Annotated in this window: 17 protein-coding genes; 4 read left to right on the top strand and 13 right to left on the bottom strand. The window is 71.4% G+C overall.

What is annotated here, in order from left to right; translation table 11 throughout:
- Positions 1 to 97 precede the first annotated feature (97 nt).
- Positions 98 to 385, bottom strand: coding sequence for an acylphosphatase (locus ABJI51_RS06700; RefSeq protein ID WP_348948312.1), 288 nt, complete (start codon positions 383 to 385; stop codon positions 98 to 100).
- A gap of 174 nt (positions 386 to 559) precedes the next feature.
- Here ABJI51_RS06700 and ABJI51_RS06695 point away from each other — a divergent pair, with 174 nt between their 5' ends.
- Positions 560 to 1,177 carry a hypothetical protein gene (locus tag ABJI51_RS06695; RefSeq protein ID WP_348948311.1) on the top strand — a complete coding sequence of 206 codons (618 nt, stop codon included), beginning with the start codon at positions 560 to 562 and terminating at the stop codon, positions 1,175 to 1,177.
- A 54-nt stretch (positions 1,178 to 1,231) separates the two neighbouring features.
- Here ABJI51_RS06695 and ABJI51_RS06690 read toward each other — a convergent pair whose 3' ends face one another.
- Positions 1,232 to 1,432, bottom strand: coding sequence for a hypothetical protein (locus ABJI51_RS06690; protein ID WP_348948309.1), 201 nt, complete (start codon positions 1,430 to 1,432; stop codon positions 1,232 to 1,234).
- A gap of 218 nt (positions 1,433 to 1,650) precedes the next feature.
- On the opposite strand from ABJI51_RS06690, the gene ABJI51_RS06685 reads away from it, so the two are divergent.
- Entirely contained in the window at positions 1,651 to 2,880 is a 1,230-nt protein-coding gene (locus ABJI51_RS06685; protein ID WP_348948307.1) for an HNH endonuclease signature motif containing protein, read from the top strand.
- 90 nt (positions 2,881 to 2,970) lie between these two features.
- Here ABJI51_RS06685 and ABJI51_RS06680 read toward each other — a convergent pair whose 3' ends face one another.
- The 8 genes from ABJI51_RS06680 to kdpF are packed head-to-tail and all read right to left on the bottom strand — an operon-like array spanning position 2,971 to position 11,042.
- Positions 2,971 to 3,183 carry a hypothetical protein gene (locus ABJI51_RS06680; RefSeq protein WP_348948305.1) on the bottom strand — a complete coding sequence of 71 codons (213 nt, stop codon included), beginning with the start codon at positions 3,181 to 3,183 and terminating at the stop codon, positions 2,971 to 2,973.
- Positions 3,180 to 3,365, bottom strand: coding sequence for a hypothetical protein (locus tag ABJI51_RS06675; RefSeq protein ID WP_348948303.1), 186 nt, complete (start codon positions 3,363 to 3,365; stop codon positions 3,180 to 3,182). Before ABJI51_RS06675 ends, ABJI51_RS06680 begins: the two co-directional genes overlap by 4 nt.
- 46 nt (positions 3,366 to 3,411) lie before the next feature.
- Entirely contained in the window at positions 3,412 to 4,110 is a 699-nt protein-coding gene (locus tag ABJI51_RS06670; RefSeq protein ID WP_348948302.1) for a response regulator, read from the bottom strand.
- Positions 4,107 to 6,635 carry a sensor histidine kinase gene (locus ABJI51_RS06665; protein WP_348948300.1) on the bottom strand — a complete coding sequence of 843 codons (2,529 nt, stop codon included), beginning with the start codon at positions 6,633 to 6,635 and terminating at the stop codon, positions 4,107 to 4,109. Before ABJI51_RS06665 ends, ABJI51_RS06670 begins: the two co-directional genes overlap by 4 nt.
- A 4-nt stretch (positions 6,636 to 6,639) precedes the next feature.
- Positions 6,640 to 7,230, bottom strand: coding sequence for a potassium-transporting ATPase subunit C (locus ABJI51_RS06660; RefSeq protein ID WP_348948299.1), 591 nt, complete (start codon positions 7,228 to 7,230; stop codon positions 6,640 to 6,642).
- Between the two features lie 5 nt (positions 7,231 to 7,235).
- Positions 7,236 to 9,281 (bottom strand): potassium-transporting ATPase subunit KdpB, encoded by a 2,046-nt coding sequence (gene kdpB, locus ABJI51_RS06655; RefSeq protein ID WP_348948297.1) that lies wholly within the window; start codon positions 9,279 to 9,281, stop codon positions 7,236 to 7,238.
- Positions 9,278 to 10,939 (bottom strand): potassium-transporting ATPase subunit KdpA, encoded by a 1,662-nt coding sequence (kdpA, locus tag ABJI51_RS06650; protein ID WP_348948295.1) that lies wholly within the window; start codon positions 10,937 to 10,939, stop codon positions 9,278 to 9,280. Before kdpA ends, kdpB begins: the two co-directional genes overlap by 4 nt.
- A gap of 1 nt (position 10,940) precedes the next feature.
- Positions 10,941 to 11,042: a K(+)-transporting ATPase subunit F gene (gene kdpF, locus ABJI51_RS06645; RefSeq protein ID WP_348948294.1), complete on the bottom strand. Its 102-nt coding sequence runs from the start codon at positions 11,040 to 11,042 to the stop codon at positions 10,941 to 10,943.
- 402 nt (positions 11,043 to 11,444) lie between these two features.
- Here kdpF and asnB point away from each other — a divergent pair, with 402 nt between their 5' ends.
- Positions 11,445 to 13,286 carry an asparagine synthase (glutamine-hydrolyzing) gene (asnB, locus tag ABJI51_RS06640; RefSeq protein WP_348948292.1) on the top strand — a complete coding sequence of 614 codons (1,842 nt, stop codon included), beginning with the start codon at positions 11,445 to 11,447 and terminating at the stop codon, positions 13,284 to 13,286.
- Between the two features lie 34 nt (positions 13,287 to 13,320).
- Here the strand turns inward: asnB and ABJI51_RS06635 are convergent, their stop codons facing one another.
- Positions 13,321 to 13,797 carry a GNAT family N-acetyltransferase gene (locus ABJI51_RS06635; RefSeq protein WP_348948290.1) on the bottom strand — a complete coding sequence of 159 codons (477 nt, stop codon included), beginning with the start codon at positions 13,795 to 13,797 and terminating at the stop codon, positions 13,321 to 13,323.
- Complete coding sequence (locus tag ABJI51_RS06630) at positions 13,794 to 14,297, bottom strand: protein kinase family protein (protein ID WP_348948289.1); 504 nt, start codon at positions 14,295 to 14,297, stop codon at positions 13,794 to 13,796. The genes ABJI51_RS06635 and ABJI51_RS06630 overlap by 4 nt, the downstream gene beginning before the upstream one ends.
- 63 nt (positions 14,298 to 14,360) lie before the next feature.
- Between ABJI51_RS06630 and ABJI51_RS06625 the strand changes: the two genes are divergently transcribed.
- Positions 14,361 to 14,942, top strand: coding sequence for a TetR/AcrR family transcriptional regulator (locus ABJI51_RS06625; RefSeq protein ID WP_348948287.1), 582 nt, complete (start codon positions 14,361 to 14,363; stop codon positions 14,940 to 14,942).
- Here ABJI51_RS06625 and ABJI51_RS06620 read toward each other — a convergent pair whose 3' ends face one another.
- On the bottom strand, positions 14,943 to 15,941 hold the full coding sequence (locus ABJI51_RS06620; protein ID WP_348948285.1) for a Gfo/Idh/MocA family protein: 999 nt from the start codon (positions 15,939 to 15,941) through the stop codon (positions 14,943 to 14,945). It abuts the gene before it with no gap.
- Between the last annotated feature and the right edge of the window lie 2 nt (positions 15,942 to 15,943).

Below are 15,943 nucleotides of genomic sequence, written 5' to 3'. Positions count from 1 at the left end.
GGCTACCCGGGCCCCGCGGGGGCCTGCCGGACGCGCCCCTCCTCGGCGCGTCCTAGCACACCCGGCAGCGCCACAGCAACCCCATGAGCCTCACCGGTCACCGCTCGACGAAGCCGGTGAGTCCCCCTTTCGGGTCGGACCAGCGCTCGGCGACGTGCTCCACACTTCCGGGTGATTCTCCCGACCGTAACGCGGCCAACAACCGCTGACAGTGGTCCCGGCTACCCTCCGCTATGACCTCGACACGGCCGTCGGCGAGGTTGCTCGCGCTCCCGACCAGGCCGAGCTCGAGCGCGCGGCTGCGCGTCCACCAGCGGAAACCGACCCCCTGCACCTGGCCGCGCACCCACGCCGTCAGCCGGATGTGCGTTTCTTGCTCACCCACGCTTTTCTCCCTTCCGGGTCAACCGACCGCGCAGAGTAACGGATCAAGGCCACTAGCTGGGCGAATACCCGCACGCCGGTGATAATCTCCCCGCCGAGGTCGGTCCCCCGCCGCGGGCGCCGCGCCCGATCCAGACCTCGTCCGCGCCTCCCCGAAATCCCCAAGGAGCCTCCTATGCCCCGCCCCGACGGGCCGGATTCGAGCTCTCGGATCACCAGGATCGACACCGCGCCGCCGAAGAGCGGCAAGCCGAACCGCACCGGGTACGTCGTGCTCGGGGTGGCCGGGCTGGTCGTGGCGACGGCGTTCGCCGCCGTCGCGGAGCTCGCGGGGCCGTCCCCCGCCCCGACCGCGGGCGGCACCGGAAGCACGGGTGGCCAGGGCACCCTGCCGGCCGGGGTGCAGACGCTGCAGAACACGCCCTCGTCCACGGACCCGTCGACCCCGGGCAGCGACACGCCGACCTCGGCCCCGTCGACGTCCAGCGCCCCGACGACGGTGGTCTCGGTGAGTCCCGACGGCAAGACGACGACCACGGTCGTCACCCAGCCGTCGCCGCCGCCCCCGCCGCGCGGCGACACACCGCCCCCGGCGACCACGTCGTTGCCGAAGCCGCCGACGACGACGTCCTCGAAACCGACGCCCCCGACGACCACGTCGGCCCCGCCGCCGACCACGACCGACGACCCGCCGCCGAGCACCACCGGAGGCGGGGCCAGCTCGGCGGGTGCGCCGTCGGCGAGCCCGAGCGAATCGCCCACCGGCTCGACGGGGACCACGCGCGCGCAGTGAAGGGGGCCTGCGTCTCGGACGCAGGCCCCCCCTCGTGTTCCAGGACCGGTCGCGTCAGTGACCCGGAGCCACCGGACCAGGCGCCCGGGGCGGGGTGATGACGATCGACGTGTCGTCGGCGGACAGCTTGCCGCCGGCACCACGCTCGCTCACGTCGCCGGCTCCCGCCCCCGGGAGCGCGAGCAGAACGGCACCGGCCGCGGTGAGAACAGTGCACGCACTGACGATGCTGCCGATGACGGCGCTCTTCTTCACGATTGACCCTTTCTGCCTGCGGAATTCTCCCCCCGCCCTCGATGCTAAGAGCCCTCGCCGCCGTCCTCGGCGATCTTCCGCACCTTCCGGAAGTCCTTCGGGACAGGTGCGGACGACCGGCAACCGCGGTCTGTGCGTCCACAAAGGACAAATACTCATCAAATGGTTTCACCGGTTCGAGTGATGACGTTTGTTCGATTGCCGGGCACTCTGGGGTCATGACCACCAACGCTGTGTGGAACGCCGAACCGGAGGCCCTCGCCGACCTCCTCGGTGAGCTGTTCGCGCTCATGCGGTCCTGTGAAGCGGCAATCGGTGCTGTGGCCGTGGGGATTGAGCAGCGTGGGGTCATGGAGATGTTCGGATACCGTTCCGTGGCGCGGTTTCTGGAGCATCTCGCCGACCTGCCTCGGCAGGCTGCCGAGGTTTTGGTCAAGCGGGCTCGGCAGCTTCATCCCGGGCTTGGCCTTGATGGCACGCCGATTCCGGCTTTGGCTCCCGAGGTTGGCGTGGTGGCGCGGGAGGGGCGGTTGAGCAACCCGATGATCGACACCATCGTCGGTGTGCTGCGGGATACTCCTCTTGAGCACCGGGATCGGGTGGAGCGGGATCTGCTGGGGTTCGCTGCTGATGCGGGGCACAAGCAGGTCGCCGCGTTGGGTGCGCGGATTCTGGCTCACCTTGTCCCGGACGGGCCCGAGCCGGTGGAGACCGAACCTGCGCGGCCGGATCGGGAGTTGTCGTTGCGGCGCAAGAGATCCGGGGTGTGGGAGCTGCACGGCCGGTTCGATGACGAGACCGGGACCCGGGCCAGTGCGGTGCTGGATGCCCTGGCCCAGCGGCGTGCCACCGATGAAGGCCCGGATCTGCGGTCGCCGCTGGAACGCTACGGCGATGCGTTCTCCGACGCGATGGATCTCGCGGCGAACTCGCCGCAGCTGCCGATGCAGGCCGGGGAGCGGGCGCATGTGATGGTCGCGATCTCGCTGGAAGACTTGAAGACCGGGGTCGGCAAGGCTCTGCTCGGCGATACCGGGATGATCTCCGCCGCCGAGGCGCGGCTGCATGCGTGTGACTGCATGGTGATTCCGGCGGTGCTGGGTAGCAGCAGCGAGCCCCTGGATGTGGGGCGGTTGCGGCGGCTGGTTCCACCTGGGATCCGCCGGGCGTTGTATCTGCGGGACCGGGGATGTGCGTTCCCGGGCTGTCATCGGCCGCCACGGCATTGCCAGGGTCACCACATCCGGCACTGGTCCGAGGGTGGGCCTACCGAGCTGGGGAACCTGGTCCTGATGTGCGCTCACCACCATCGGTTGCTGCATCGGTCTGGGTGGGACGTGCGGATCGCCGCCGACGGGTTACCGGAATTCCTGCCACCGACCTGGCTGGATCGGCGCCGAAAACCCCGGCGCAACAACCTCCACGAACCGCTGCCATTCGCAGCGTAACCGGGGACAGGCCCGCAGCCACACGGCTACGGGCCTACACCCACGCCCACCGCATGCGCACGAGATTCAACCAGGCATGCGGTCACCCCCTCAACAGTCCGACCGCTTGGCCTCGCTCCTGCGGATCAGCGCGCCCGTAAGCACGCCGCCGAGCAGCGGGCCGAGGGTGCTGAGACCGGAGATCCACGGGTCCGACCGGTCGAAGGCGACGGAAATCCCCACGCCCGCCAGGTAGGTCACGGCCACCAGGAGCAGGCGCGCGGCCAGCTTCTTCGCGCCGCCCATCCGGAAAGACCGCTTCATCCTCGCCGCCTGCGGATGAACAGCGTCCACCATCCGATCGCGAGCACGGCCTGCCCGGCGGCCGCCGCGATGCCCACCCATCTCCGCCAGCCGGCCACGTCGCCCCCGGCGATCAGCATCAGGGCGCCCAGCGCCCCCACCGTCGCGCCCAGCGCCAGCCCGCAGGCCGTCGCGGGTGGCATTCCCTTCCCCTCCGTCACCCTATGGAGGTACCCCGGTCGGCCGTCGTCAAGCCTCGAAGCGGTAGCCCATGCCCGGCTCCGTCAGCAGGTGGCGGGGCCGCGATGGCTCCGGCTCCAGCTTCCGGCGCAGCTGGGCCAGGTACACCCTCAGGTAGTGCGACTCCGTCTCGTACGACGGGCCCCACACCTCGTGCAGCAGCTGCTTCTGCGCCACCAGCCTGCCGCGGTTGCGGACCAGCAGCTCCAGCACACCCCACTCCGTCTTCGTCAGGTGGACCTCCACGCCGTCGTGGCGGCGGACCTTCTTCGCCGCCAGGTCGACGGTGAACGACGACGTCTCCACCACCGCCTCCGGGCCGTCGGCGCCCGTCACCGCCGAGCGGCGGACCGCCGCGCGCAGCCGGGCCAGGAGCTCGTCCATGCCGAACGGCTTGGTCACGTAGTCGTCCGCTCCCGCGTCGAGGGCCTGGACCTTGTCCGCCGAATCGCCTCTTGCCGACAGGACGATGATCGGGACCGTTGTCCAGCCTCGCAGGCCCGCGATCACCTCCGTTCCGTCCAGGTCCGGCAGGCCCAGGTCGAGGACGACCACGTCCGGCTTCGTCTCGGCCACCGCCTTCAGCGCCGCCGTGCCGTCGTGGGCGGTGATCACCTTGTAGCCGCGGGCGTTGAGGTTGATCCTCAGTGCCCGCACGATCTGCGGCTCGTCGTCCACCACCAGCACGGTGGCACCCTGCTCGCTCATCGCACCCCCTCCTCCTCGAATTCGACAACGTGGGCGGGCAGCGACACCACGACCGTGAGCCCGCCGCCGGGTGTGTCCTCGGCGCGGATCGTGCCGCCCATCGCCTCGGTGAACCCCTTCGCCACCGACAGTCCCAGCCCGACGCCCGGGGTCGTGTCCCGGTCGCCGCCGAGCCGCTGGAACGGCGCGAACGCCGAATCCGCCGCTCCCTTGCGCAGTCCCTTGCCGTGGTCGACGATCCGCAGCTCAACCCGGCCCGAATGCGCGCTGGCCCGCGCCGACACCGGGGCGCCGCCGTGGCGCAGCGCGTTGTCGAGCACGTTTGCCACCACCCGTTCCAGCAGGCCGGGGTCGGCCAGCACCGCGGGCAGGTCGTCGGCCACCGCCACCTGCACCGCCGCCGAGCCGTCCACAGTGGACAGCGCGTGCGCGACGACCTCGTCGTAGCCGACCGGACGCAGGTGCGGGCGGACCGCGCCGGTCGCCAGGCGCGAGGAGTCCAGCAGATTGTCGATCAGCCCGGCGAGCCGGTCGGCCGACAGCTCGATGGCCTCCATCAGCTCCGCCGTGTCCTCTTCGGACAGCTGCAGGTCGGCGGCGCGCAGGCTGCCGATCGACGCCTTGATCGACGTCAGCGGCGTCCGCAGGTCGTGCCCGACCGCCGACAGCAGCGTCGTGCGCAGCTCGGTCGCCTCGGCCTTGCGCTCGGCCCGCGCCGCCGCCGCGGCCGTCCGCTGCTGGCGCAGGGCCAGCAGGGCCTGCCCGGCCACGGCCTCCAGGACCCGCCGGTCCGCCGCCGGCAGTGCCCGCCCGCGCAGGGTCAGGTGGACGTCAGCGGTGACGGCGATGTCGACGTCGGCTTCGTCCGGGTCGGCGCACGGGTGCTCCCCCGCGGTCGCCACGCACTGCCACTCGCCGTCCTGCTTTTCCAGCAGGGTCACCGAAGTCAGCGCGAAGTTCTCGCGGACCTTCGCCAGCAGCCGCTCGATCGGGTTCGGGTCGGTCAGGACGGTCCGGGCGTAGGAGGCGAGCAGCGCCGCCTCGGTCCGGGCCCGCGCCGCCTGGGTGGCCCGGCGCGCGGCCTGGTCGACGACCAGGGCGACGAGCACCGCGACCACGACCATCGCGATCAGCGTCACGAGGTTCTGCGGGGTGTGCACGGTGAGCGTGTACAGCGGGGGCGTGAAGAAGAAGTTGAGCAGCCCGGCCCCCAGCAGGGCCGCCACCAGCGCCGGGCCGAGCCCGCCGACGAGCGCCACGACCACCGTGGCGAGCACGTAGGAAATGACGTCGGTGGCGAAGTCCAGGCCGCTCGGCAGGAAGAAACCGACGGCGGTGACGAGCACGGGCAGCACGACGCTCAGCACCCAGCCCGCGACCAGCCGCGGCAGCCCCAGCGGGCTCGCGCCCAGCCGGGCCCGCAGGCGCCCGCCCGCTTCGTCGTGGGTGACCATGTGGACGTCGATCGGCCCGGAGCGGCGGACCACCGACGCGCCGATGCCCTCGTCGAACAGCCGCGCGACGCGTGAGCGCCGCGAAGTGCCGATCACCAGCTGGGTCGCGTTGACCCCGCGGGCGAAGTCGAGCAGGGCGGCCGGCACGTCGTCGCCGACGACCGTGTGGAACGTCGCGCCGACCTCCTCGGCCAGCGTGCGGCAGCGGGCCATCGCGGCAGGCCCGATCCCGGACAGGCCGTCGCCACGCAGGATGTGCACCACCTGCAGCTCCGCGCCGGCCCGGGTGGCGATCCGGCTGGCGCGGCGGATGAGCGTCTCGCTCTCCGGCCCGCCGGTGATCGACACGACGACGCGCTCGCGGGCCTCCCACGTGTCGGTGATCCGCTGCTCGGCACGGTAGCGCTGCAGCGCGACGTCGACCTGGTCGGCGACCCAGAGCAGGGCCAGCTCCCGCAGCGCGGTGAGGTTGCCGGGGCGGAAGTAGTTGCCGAGCGCGGCGTCGATCCGCTCGGCCGGGTAGACGTTGCCGTGGGCCAGGCGCCGCCGCAGCGCCTCCGGGGTGATGTCGACCAGCTCGAGCTGCTCGGCGCGGCGGACGACCTCGTCCGGCACGGTCTCCTGCTGGGTGACGCCGGTGATCCGCTCGACGACGTCGTTGAGGCTCTGCAGGTGCTGGACGTTGACCGTGGACAGCACGTCGATGCCCGCGTCGAGAAGTTCCTCGACGTCCTGCCAGCGCTTGGTGTTGCGCGACCCCGGCACGTTGGTGTGCGCCAGCTCGTCGACCACCGCGACCTCCGGGGCGCGGGCGAGGATCGCGTCGACGTCCATCTCGTCGAACGCGCGGCCGCGGTGCTCGGCGTGCCGCCGCGGGACGATCTCCAGGCCGTCCAGCAGCTCGGCCGTCTTCGCGCGGCCGTGGGTCTCCACCAGCCCGACGACGACGTCGGTGCCGCGGTCGCGGCGGCGCCGTGCCTCGCCGAGCATGGCGAAGGTCTTGCCGACGCCCGGTGCCGCGCCGAGGTAGATCCTCAGCTCTCCCCGGCGCGGCCTGTTCTCCGTGGTCACGCTGTCAGTGTGCCCCTCCGGCCGCGGCGCGCACGGCCAAGTTGAGCGGGAGCACAGCCACGCCGGGGACGCCGATCCCGGCCCCGCTCGTGTTCTGGGCGATCAGCTGCTTCACCCGGTCGAGGGGCAGCCCGGTGTTGCGGGCGACCCGCGGGGCCTGCAGATCGGCGTAGGCGACGCTGATTGCCGGGTCGAGGCCCGAACCCGACGCCGTCACCGCGTCCGGCGGCACCTGATCGGGCGTCACGCCTTCGCGCTTCGCGATCTGGTCACGCCGTTCCTGGATGGACTTCACCAGGTCCTCGTTGTACGGGCCCTTGTTGGACGCCCCGGAGGGCATGTCGGGCCCGGCCGCCGAGGGCCGGGTGTGGAACCACGGGTCGTGCGCCGGGTCGGCGGGCACCGGGTCGATGCCGATGAGGGACGACCCGGCGGCCTGGCCGTTCTGCGTGACGATCGAGCCCTCGGCGTTCGCTTCGAGCCCGGGGATGCGGGCGACCGCCCACACCGCCAGGGGGTAGAGGATGCCGAGCAGGACGGTCATGACGAGCAGGACGCGCAGCCCGGCCCAGGTCTGCTTGACGAGCGTGGACATCGAAGTCACCCGATTCCCGGAATGAGGCGGACGAGGTGGTCGATCAGCCAGATCCCGAGGAACGGGCTGACGATGCCACCGAGGCCGTAGACGAGCAGGTTGCGGCGCAGCAGCGCCGAGGCCGATGACGGCTTGTACCGCACGCCGCGCAGGGCCAGCGGGATGAGCACGACGATGATCAGCGCGTTGAAGACGACCGCCGACAGGATCGCCGACTCCGGCGTGGCCAGGTGCATGATGTTCAGCGCGCCGAGCTGGGCGTAGATGCCGGTGAACATCGCGGGCAGGATCGCGAAGTACTTGGCCAGGTCGTTGGCGACGCTGAACGTCGTCAGCGCGCCGCGGGTGATCAGCAGCTGCTTGCCGATCTCGACGATCTCGATGAGCTTGGTCGGGTCGCTGTCGAGGTCGACCATGTTCCCGGCCTCCTTGGCGGCCGAGGTGCCGGTGTTCATCGCGACGCCGACGTCGGCCTGGGCGAGCGCGGGGGCGTCGTTGGTGCCGTCGCCGGTCATCGCGACCAGGCGCCCGCCCTCCTGCTCCTTCCTGATCAGCGCCATCTTGTCCTCGGGCTTGGCTTCGGCGAGGTAGTCGTCGACGCCGGCGTCCGCGGCGATGGCCTTGGCGGTGAGCGGGTTGTCGCCGGTGATCATCACCGTCTTGATGCCCATCGCGCGCAGCTCTTCGAAGCGCTCCTTCATGCCCGGCTTGACGACGTCGGACAGCCGGATCACGCCGCGCACCACGGTGTCTTCGGCGACGACGAGCGGCGTCCCGCCCTGCGCGCTGATCTCGTCGACCACGCGCTCGGTCTCCTCCGGGAAGTCACCGCCGTTGTCGCGCACCCAGGCGCGGACAGCGGACGCGGCACCCTTGCGGATCCGGCGGCTGCCGATGTCGAGGCCCGACATCCGGGTCTGCGCGGTGAAGGGCACGAACTCGCCGTGCTCGTCCTGGTCGGCGTAGGCCGACGTCAGCTCGACGACGCTGCGGCCTTCGGGCGTCTCGTCGGCCAGGCTGGCCAGCCGCGCGGCGCGGGCGAGTTCGTCCGGAGTGGACGCCCCGACCGGGATCAGCTCGGTGGCCCGGCGGTTGCCGAAGGTGATGGTGCCGGTCTTGTCGAGCAGCAGCGTCGAGACGTCGCCCGCGGCCTCGACCGCGCGGCCGGACGTGGCCAGGACGTTGCGCTGCACCAGGCGGTCCATCCCGGCGATGCCGATGGCGCTCAGCAGCGCGCCGATCGTCGTCGGGATGAGGCAGACCAGCAGCGCGGTCAGCACGATCACCGACTGCTCGGAGCCGGAGTAGCGGGCCATCGGCTGGAGCGCGACGACGGCGAGCAGGAAGATGATCGTCAGCGTCGAGAGCAGGATGGTCAGCGCGATCTCGTTGGGCGTCTTCTGCCGCGACGCGCCTTCCACCAACGCGATCATGCGGTCCACAAAGGACTCACCGGGCTTGGTGGTGATCCGGACGACGATCCGGTCGCTCAGCACCGTGGTGCCGCCGGTGACCGCGCTGCGGTCGCCGCCGGACTCGCGGATGACCGGGGCGGACTCGCCGGTGATGGCCGACTCGTCGACGGTCGCGATGCCCTCGACGACGTCGCCGTCACCCGGGATCACCTGTCCCGCCTCGACGACGACCAGGTCGCCGATCTGCAGCTCGACGCCGGGTACCTGCTCTTCGCCGTCGTCGGTGAGCCGCCGGGCGACGGTCTCCTTCTTCGCCCGGCGCAGGCTTTCCGCCTGCGCCTTGCCGCGGCCTTCGGCGACGGCTTCGGCGAGGTTGGCGAACAGGACCGTGAACCACAGCCAGACCGCGACGAGAACGGTGAACACGCTCGGGTCGGTGATCGCGAAGACGGTGGTGAGCGCGGAACCCGCCCACACCACGAACATCACCGGGTTGCCGAGCTGGTGCTTCGGGTTGAGCTTCCGCAGCGCCTCCGGCAGCGACTTCCAGAGCTGGCGCGGGCTGAAGACGCCGGCGCCGACCCGGCCCGGAGTTCCGGGGGAAGTCACCTGGGGGCGTTCTTCGGTGACGGTCATGCGAGTGCCTCCGCGATGGGCCCGAGCGCGAGCGCCGGGATGAACGTGAGGGCCGCGACGAGCACCACCGTGCCGGTGAGCAGGGTGGCGAACAGCGGCCCGGTGGTGGGCAGCGTGCCCGCGGTCTCGGGCACCTTGCGCTGCGCGGCCAGCGAACCGGCCAGGCAGAGCACGGCGAGGATCGGCACGAACCGGCCGATCGCCATGGCGACGCCGAAGGAGGACTGGAACCAGTCGCTCGTCGCGGTCAGGCCGCCGAACGCACTGCCGTTGTTGTTGCCGGTCGAGGCGTAGCCGTAGAGGATCTCGGACAGCCCGTGCGCGCCGCCGTTGCCGAGCGCGCCCGCCGTGCCGGGCAGCAGCAGTGCGATCGCCGAGCCGAGGAGCACCACGGTCGGCATCGCGAGCATCGCGATCGCCGCGCAGGTCACCTCGCGCCTGCCGAGCTTCTTGCCCAGGTACTCCGGGGTGCGCCCGACCATCAGCCCGGCCAGGAACATCGCGATGATCGCCAGCACGAGGATGCCGTAGAGGCCGGTGCCGACGCCGCCGGGCGAGATCTCGCCGTAGAGCATGTTCAGCATCGATCCCCCGCCGCCGAGGCCGGACAGGCTGTCGTGGGCGCCGTTGACCGCGCCGGTGGACGTGCCCGTGGTGGTGTCGGCGAACAGCGACGTCAGCCCGATGCCGAACCGCTGTTCCTTGCCCTCCATGCTCGCCCCGGCGGCCAGGGCGGCCGGATTGCTCGCGTGGGCTTCGGAGAACCAGATGAGCGCCAGCGAGGCACCCCAGAGCAGGCCCATCACGCTGAGCAGGACGTATCCCTGGCGGCGGTTGCCGACCAGCGTGCCGAACGCGCGGGTCAGGCTGACCGGGATCACCAGGATGAGGAACAGCTGGACGAGGTTCGACCAGGCATTGGGGTTCTCGAAGGGGTGCGCGGAGTTGGCGTTGAAGATGCCGCCGCCGTTGGTGCCCAGTTCCTTGATGGCCTCCTGGCTGGCCGCGGGCGCGAGCGCGATCGTGCCGCGGCTGCCGTCCGGTCCGGTGACGGTGACGCCGGCCTTGAGGCTCTGCACGACGCCGAGGGCGACGAACACGAGCGCGAACAGGAACGCCATCGGCAGCAGGACGCGGATCGTGCCGCGGGTGAGGTCCACCCAGAAGTTGCCGAGCCGGTCGGTCTTCGCCCGGACGAACCCGCGCGTCACCGCGATCGCCACGGCAAGGCCGACGGCCGCCGACAGGAAGTTCTGCACGGTCAGCCCGGCCATCTGGACGAAGTGGCCCATCGTCGTCTCGGGGACGTAGGACTGCCAGTTCGTGTTGGTGACGAACGAGATCGCCGTGTTGAACGCGACGCCCGGGCTCACCGCGCCGCGGCCGAGGTCCCACGGCAGGAGCGGCTGGAGCCGCTGCAGCAGGTAGAGCAGGACGACCGAGACGAACGAGAAGCCGAGCACGCCCGCGGCGTAGGTCGGCCAGCGCTGCTCGGAGTCCGGGTCGACGCGGAAGAGCCGGTAGAGGCCCTTCTCCAGCTTCAGGTGCTTCCCGGTGGAGAAGACGCGCGCCAGGTAGTCGCCGAGCGGTTTGTGGACCGCGGCGAGGGCGACGAGCAGGAGGCCGAGCTGGATGAGCCCGGCGGTGGTGTCGGTCATTTCAGAACTTCTCCGGCCTGATCAGCGCGACGAACAGGTACACGAGCAGGCCCAGCGCCAGCAGGCCGCCGACGACGTCGGCCACGGTTCCGGCGCCGTTCACAGCTTCTCCAGCCCGCGCAGCGTCAGCGCGAGCACCACGAAAACGCCGATCAGCAGGACGGCGTAGAGCAAGTCGGCCACAGGCACCTCTCAGGACAGGTCACCGGATCCGGTGACCGGGGACGACGTCACTGTGCGTCCCCGGAACGCCGTCGCGAAGGCCGGCTGATGGCGCCTTGATGCTTTCCTGACGGCCGTTTACGCGTCCTTGACGGCCGGTGGCGGCGGTCACGCAAGCGTTTGCCCCGATGTGGCTGCATGTAGTTGGTCAGTGACTCACACCACAGGACGTGACCAAATGAGCGCGGAACGTGCAATTCGGGCAGACAAGATCTCCGGACCGTGTTACACCTGGGTTACCGATAGTTGTATCGGCTAAGCAATTTCAGGGAGGGGTATCCCCATGTGCGGTATCGCCGGCTGGGTTTCCTACGACGCCGACCTCACCCGCCGCCAGGACGTCGTCGACGCCATGACGGGGACCATGGCCTGCCGCGGCCCGGACGACTCGGGCACCTGGGTGCGCACGCACGTCGCGCTCGGCCACCGGCGGCTGGCCATCATCGATCTGCCCGGCGGCCGTCAGCCGATGACGGTGTCCACGCCGAACGGCGACATCGCGATGGTCTACAGCGGTGAGGCCTACAACTTCACCGAGCTGAAGGAGGAACTGACCAAGCTGGGCCACACCTGGGAGACCGACAGCGACACCGAAGTGGTGCTGCACGGCTACCTGCAGTGGGGCGACGCGGTCGTCGACCACCTCAACGGCATGTACGCCTTCGCGATCTGGGACGAGCGCGACGACCGGCTCGTCATGATCCGCGACCGGATGGGCATCAAGCCGTTCTACTACTACCCGACCGCCGACGGCGTCCTGTTCGGCTCCGAGCCGAAGGCGATCCTGGCGAACCCGCTGGCGGCCAGGGTGGTCGACACCGACGGCCTGCGCGAGCTGATGGCGTTCACCAAGCGGCCCGGCTGGTCGCTGTGGAAGGGCATGGAGGAGGTCCGGCCCGGCACGATCGTCACCGTGTCGCGCGAGGGCGTCCGCACCCGCACGTACTGGAAGCTGGACGCCAAGCAGCACACCGACGACCAGGAGACGACGGTCGCCCGCGTCCGCGAGCTGATGACCGACATCGTCAACCGCCAGCTCGTCGCCGACGTCCCGCGCTGCGTGCTGCTGTCCGGCGGTCTCGACTCCAGCGCCGTCACCGGCCTGGCGGCCGCGCGTCTGGCGGAGCAGGGTGAGCAGCTGCGGACGTTCTCGGTCGACTTCTTCGGCCAGGAGGAGAACTTCAAGCCGGACGAGATGCGCGACACCGCGGACTCGCCGTTCGTGCGCGACGTGGCCGCGCTGGTCGGTTCGGCGCACAAGGACGTCGTGCTGAACCCGGCCGAGCTGACCGACCCGGAGGTGCGGCGCGCGGTCCTGCGGGCGCGGGACATCCCGGCCGGGCTCGGCGACATGGACACGTCGCTGTACCTGCTGTTCAAGGCGATCCGCGGCGAGTCGACGGTGGCGCTGTCGGGCGAGTCGGCCGACGAGGTGTTCGGCGGCTACCGCTGGTTCTTCGACGAGGCGTCGGTGAACGCGGACACGTTCCCGTGGATCGCCTTCCGCAGCGCGATGATGAGCGAGCGGACGTCGCTCTACACACCCGAGCTGATGGCGAAGATGGACCTGGACTCCTACCTGCGCGACGAGTACCGCTCGGCGGTCGCTTCCGTCGAGCACCTGGACGGCGAGTCGCCCGTCGAAGCCCGGATGCGGACGATCTGCCACCTGCACCTGACCCGCTTCGTGCGGATGCTGCTCGACCGCAAGGACCGCGCGTCGATGGCGGTGGGCCTGGAGGTCCGCGTCCCGTTCTGCGACCACCGGCTGGTGGAGTACGTGTACAACACACCGTGGTCGCTGAAGACGTTCGACGGCCGCGAGAAGAGCCTGCTGCGGCACGCGACCAAGCACGTCCTGCCGGAGTCGGTCGCCCAGCGGGTGAAGAGCCCGTACCCGTCGACCCAGGACCCGGGCTACGCGGCGGCGCTGCAGCAGCAGGTCAAGGAGGTACTGGCCGAGCCCGGCCACTCCGTCTTCGGCCTGGTGGACCGGTCCTGGGCGCATCGGGTGTCCGAAGTGGACCCGGCAACGATGGACCCGGCGGCCCGCGTCGGCCTGGACCGGCTGCTGGACCTGTACCACTGGATCGAGATGTACTCGCCGGAACTGCAGCTGGACTGACTCTCAGGCCGTGAATGCCGCCTCGACGGGGCATTCACGGCCTGAGCCGCAGCACGGCGGTGACCTCGTCGCCCTCCGTGGTGAGTGCCGCCCCGAGGCCGCCGAGGAGGGCGCGGGCGCCGCCGTTGCCCGCCGTCGTCGAGGCGACGAAGCTTGCCGCGCCGCTTTCGCGGGCTTCGGCCAGCAGCAACGCCGTCACCTGCCTGCCGATGCCGCGGCCGCGGGCGGCGCGGCTCAGCCAGATGCCCGCCTCCAGCGCGTCCCCGTGCGGCTCCAGCCGGGCCGCGCCCACCGCCGTGCCGTCGACGTCGATCACCCACGTGCGTTCCACCGCCGTCGCCGGGTCGAGGGAGCGGGCGCGGTGGAAGGCCAGGAACGCCGCGCGGCGCCGGGGTGTCCAGCCGGGCGGGTCGTCGACCGGGGGCATGACCTCCAGCGGGTCGGCCCCGGTGACGGCGGCTTCGAGCAGCCGGGCCAAGGTGTCTTCGTCCAGCGGCGTCAGGCGGATCACGCCCGCAGTGTCGCCTCCGTGCGGGTGCGGCGCGACCGGATTTCCGCCAGTCCACGCAGGAACCGGACGTACGACGACCATCGGGCCGGCTGCGCGACGCGGCCGGTCAGTGCCCGTTCCGCGCGGTCGAGGAGCTGCTCCAGCAGGGCGTCGTGCAGGGGGCGGAAGACCAGCGGCCAGGTCAGCCGGGCCCAGCCGTGCAGGGACGCCGTCAGGACGTGGGTCAGCGCGTCGCCGTCGACGGTGAACTCGTGGTGGCCGTGGACGCCCGCCGGTGCCGTGAAGCGGAACCGCAGCCGGTCGGGCTCCGCCTCCTCCAGCACGTAGCGGATCGGCCCATGTCCGGCCGGCGTGCCCGGGACGCGCGGGCCGTCGAGCCGGGTCGGCGGCCAGTCCGCCACCGGCCAGAGCTCGTCGGCCGGGGTGCCGAGGGTGTCGAGGAGCCGGACGAGATCGTCCCGGTGACCCGGGAACCGGCGGGTGTGCACGTTGCGGACCACGGTGAAGCCCTCCCAGTTCTGGAGACTGTCCTCCAGAACTTATTAGAGCATAGTCTCTACAACATGGGCCGCCCCGCGACGCACACCACAGCACAGTTCCTGGACGCCGCCACGGCGTTGTTCGCCGAAGGCGGCGCCCGCGCGGTCACGATGGCCGCGACGGCGAAAGCCGCGGGCGCGCCGAACGGCTCGATCTACCACCGCTTCCCGGACCGCCCGGCCCTGCTGTCCGGCCTCTGGATCCGCACGCTGCGCGACTTCCAGGCGACGTACATCCAGGCACTCGGCGACGCGGCCACCCTCGACGCGGCCGTGTCGGCGGCGGTGAGCGTCGTCCGCTGGTGCCGCAAGCACCCCGCGGGCGCCCGGGTCCTCGACGCGGGCAAGCACGCCTTCGGCCCCGCCGACTGGTCGGCCGAAGCCACGGCGGCGCTGGCCGAGGCGGAGCAGGAGCTGCGCGACGCCCTGAAGCGCGCCACGCTCACCCTGCCCCCGCTCACCGGCTGCACGGACGAGGACGTCGTCCTGGCCCTGGTGGAGGTCCCCCGCGCGGTGGTCCACCGGTACGTCTCGAGCGGCCGCACACCGCCGCCGAAGGCCGTGGACCTGGTGGAACGCACCGTCCGGAAGCTGCTCAGGCCGTGATCAGCGCCGGACTTCCTCCAGGCGGACCGGACGGCGCTCACGGCGGGAGACCTCGCAGGCCTCGGCGATGTAGAACGCTTCGAGCGCGTCGGCCGCGCCGCAGGGCGAAGGCGCGCGGCCCGCGACGACGTCGAGGAAGGCCCGCAGCTCCGTCGTGTACGCCGCACGGAAGCGCTCCATGAAACCCGGGTACGGCGGGCCCGGCAGCGGGGCCACGCCCGGCTCCGCCGAGCGCAGCGGCGACCGGTCGTCCAGGCCGACCACCACGCCCGACACCGAGCCCAGCACGTCCAGCCGGACGTCGTAGCCCGCGCCGTTGTAGCGGGTCATCGAGACCGTCGCCAGGGTTCCGTCGTCCAGGGTCAGCGTGGCCGCCGCCGTGTCGACGTCGCCCGCGTCCGCGAAGAACTGCTCGCCGCGGTTGGCTCCCGTCGCGTAGACCTCCGCGACCTCGCGGCCGCTCACCCAGCGGATGATGTCGAAGTCGTGGACGCCGCAGTCGCGGAACAACCCACCCGAGTGGGCGACGTACTCGGCCGGCGGGGGTGCCGGGTCGAACGTCGTCGCGCGCAGCGTGTGCAGCCAGCCCAGCTCGCCCGACGCCACCGCCGCCCGCGCCGCCGCGTAGCCCGCGTCGAAGCGGCGCTGGAAGCCGATCTGGACCGGCACGTCGGAGCCCTCGATGCGGTCGATGACGGCCAGCGTGCCCGGGATGTCCGCGGCGACCGGCTTCTCGCAGAACACCGGGAGGCCCGCGTCGACCGCCGCGATGATCAGGCCGGGGTGCGCGTCGGTGGCCGCGGTGACGACCAGCCCGTCCAGTCCCGCGGTGAACAGCTCCTCCAGGGAAGCCGATTCGACACCCAGCTTCGCCGCGGCGGAAGCCGCACGCGCGGCGTCGACGTCGGCCACGACGACCGACTCGACCTCCTCGAAGCCCTTGAGCGTCTCGGCGTGCGCGGTGCCGATCCGGCCGGTGCCGGCCAGTCCCAACCTCATCG

The organism is Amycolatopsis melonis (genome assembly GCF_040064235.1).
GTDB lineage: Bacteria > Actinomycetota > Actinomycetes > Mycobacteriales > Pseudonocardiaceae > Amycolatopsis > Amycolatopsis melonis.
Note: the sequence above shows the minus strand (reverse complement) of the source record. Positions and strands in the feature narration are given on the sequence as shown.

What these genes read in the sequence shown, in the direction of transcription:
- ABJI51_RS06695 (WP_348948311.1), top strand. Translation starts at nt 560, where the DNA reads ATGCCCCGCCCCGACGGGCCGGATTCGAGCTCTCGGATCACCAGGATC.
- ABJI51_RS06685 (WP_348948307.1), top strand. Translation starts at nt 1,651, where the DNA reads ATGACCACCAACGCTGTGTGGAACGCCGAACCGGAGGCCCTCGCCGAC.
- ABJI51_RS06680 (WP_348948305.1), bottom strand. Translation starts at nt 3,183, where the DNA reads ATGAAGCGGTCTTTCCGGATGGGCGGCGCGAAGAAGCTGGCCGCGCGC.
- ABJI51_RS06675 (WP_348948303.1), bottom strand. Translation starts at nt 3,365, where the DNA reads ATGCCACCCGCGACGGCCTGCGGGCTGGCGCTGGGCGCGACGGTGGGG.
- ABJI51_RS06670 (WP_348948302.1), bottom strand. Translation starts at nt 4,110, where the DNA reads ATGAGCGAGCAGGGTGCCACCGTGCTGGTGGTGGACGACGAGCCGCAG.
- ABJI51_RS06660 (WP_348948299.1), bottom strand. Translation starts at nt 7,230, where the DNA reads ATGTCCACGCTCGTCAAGCAGACCTGGGCCGGGCTGCGCGTCCTGCTC.
- kdpB (WP_348948297.1), bottom strand. Translation starts at nt 9,281, where the DNA reads ATGACCGTCACCGAAGAACGCCCCCAGGTGACTTCCCCCGGAACTCCG.
- kdpA (WP_348948295.1), bottom strand. Translation starts at nt 10,939, where the DNA reads ATGACCGACACCACCGCCGGGCTCATCCAGCTCGGCCTCCTGCTCGTC.
- asnB (WP_348948292.1), top strand. Translation starts at nt 11,445, where the DNA reads ATGTGCGGTATCGCCGGCTGGGTTTCCTACGACGCCGACCTCACCCGC.
- ABJI51_RS06625 (WP_348948287.1), top strand. Translation starts at nt 14,361, where the DNA reads ATGGGCCGCCCCGCGACGCACACCACAGCACAGTTCCTGGACGCCGCC.
- ABJI51_RS06620 (WP_348948285.1), bottom strand. Translation starts at nt 15,941, where the DNA reads ATGAGGTTGGGACTGGCCGGCACCGGCCGGATCGGCACCGCGCACGCC.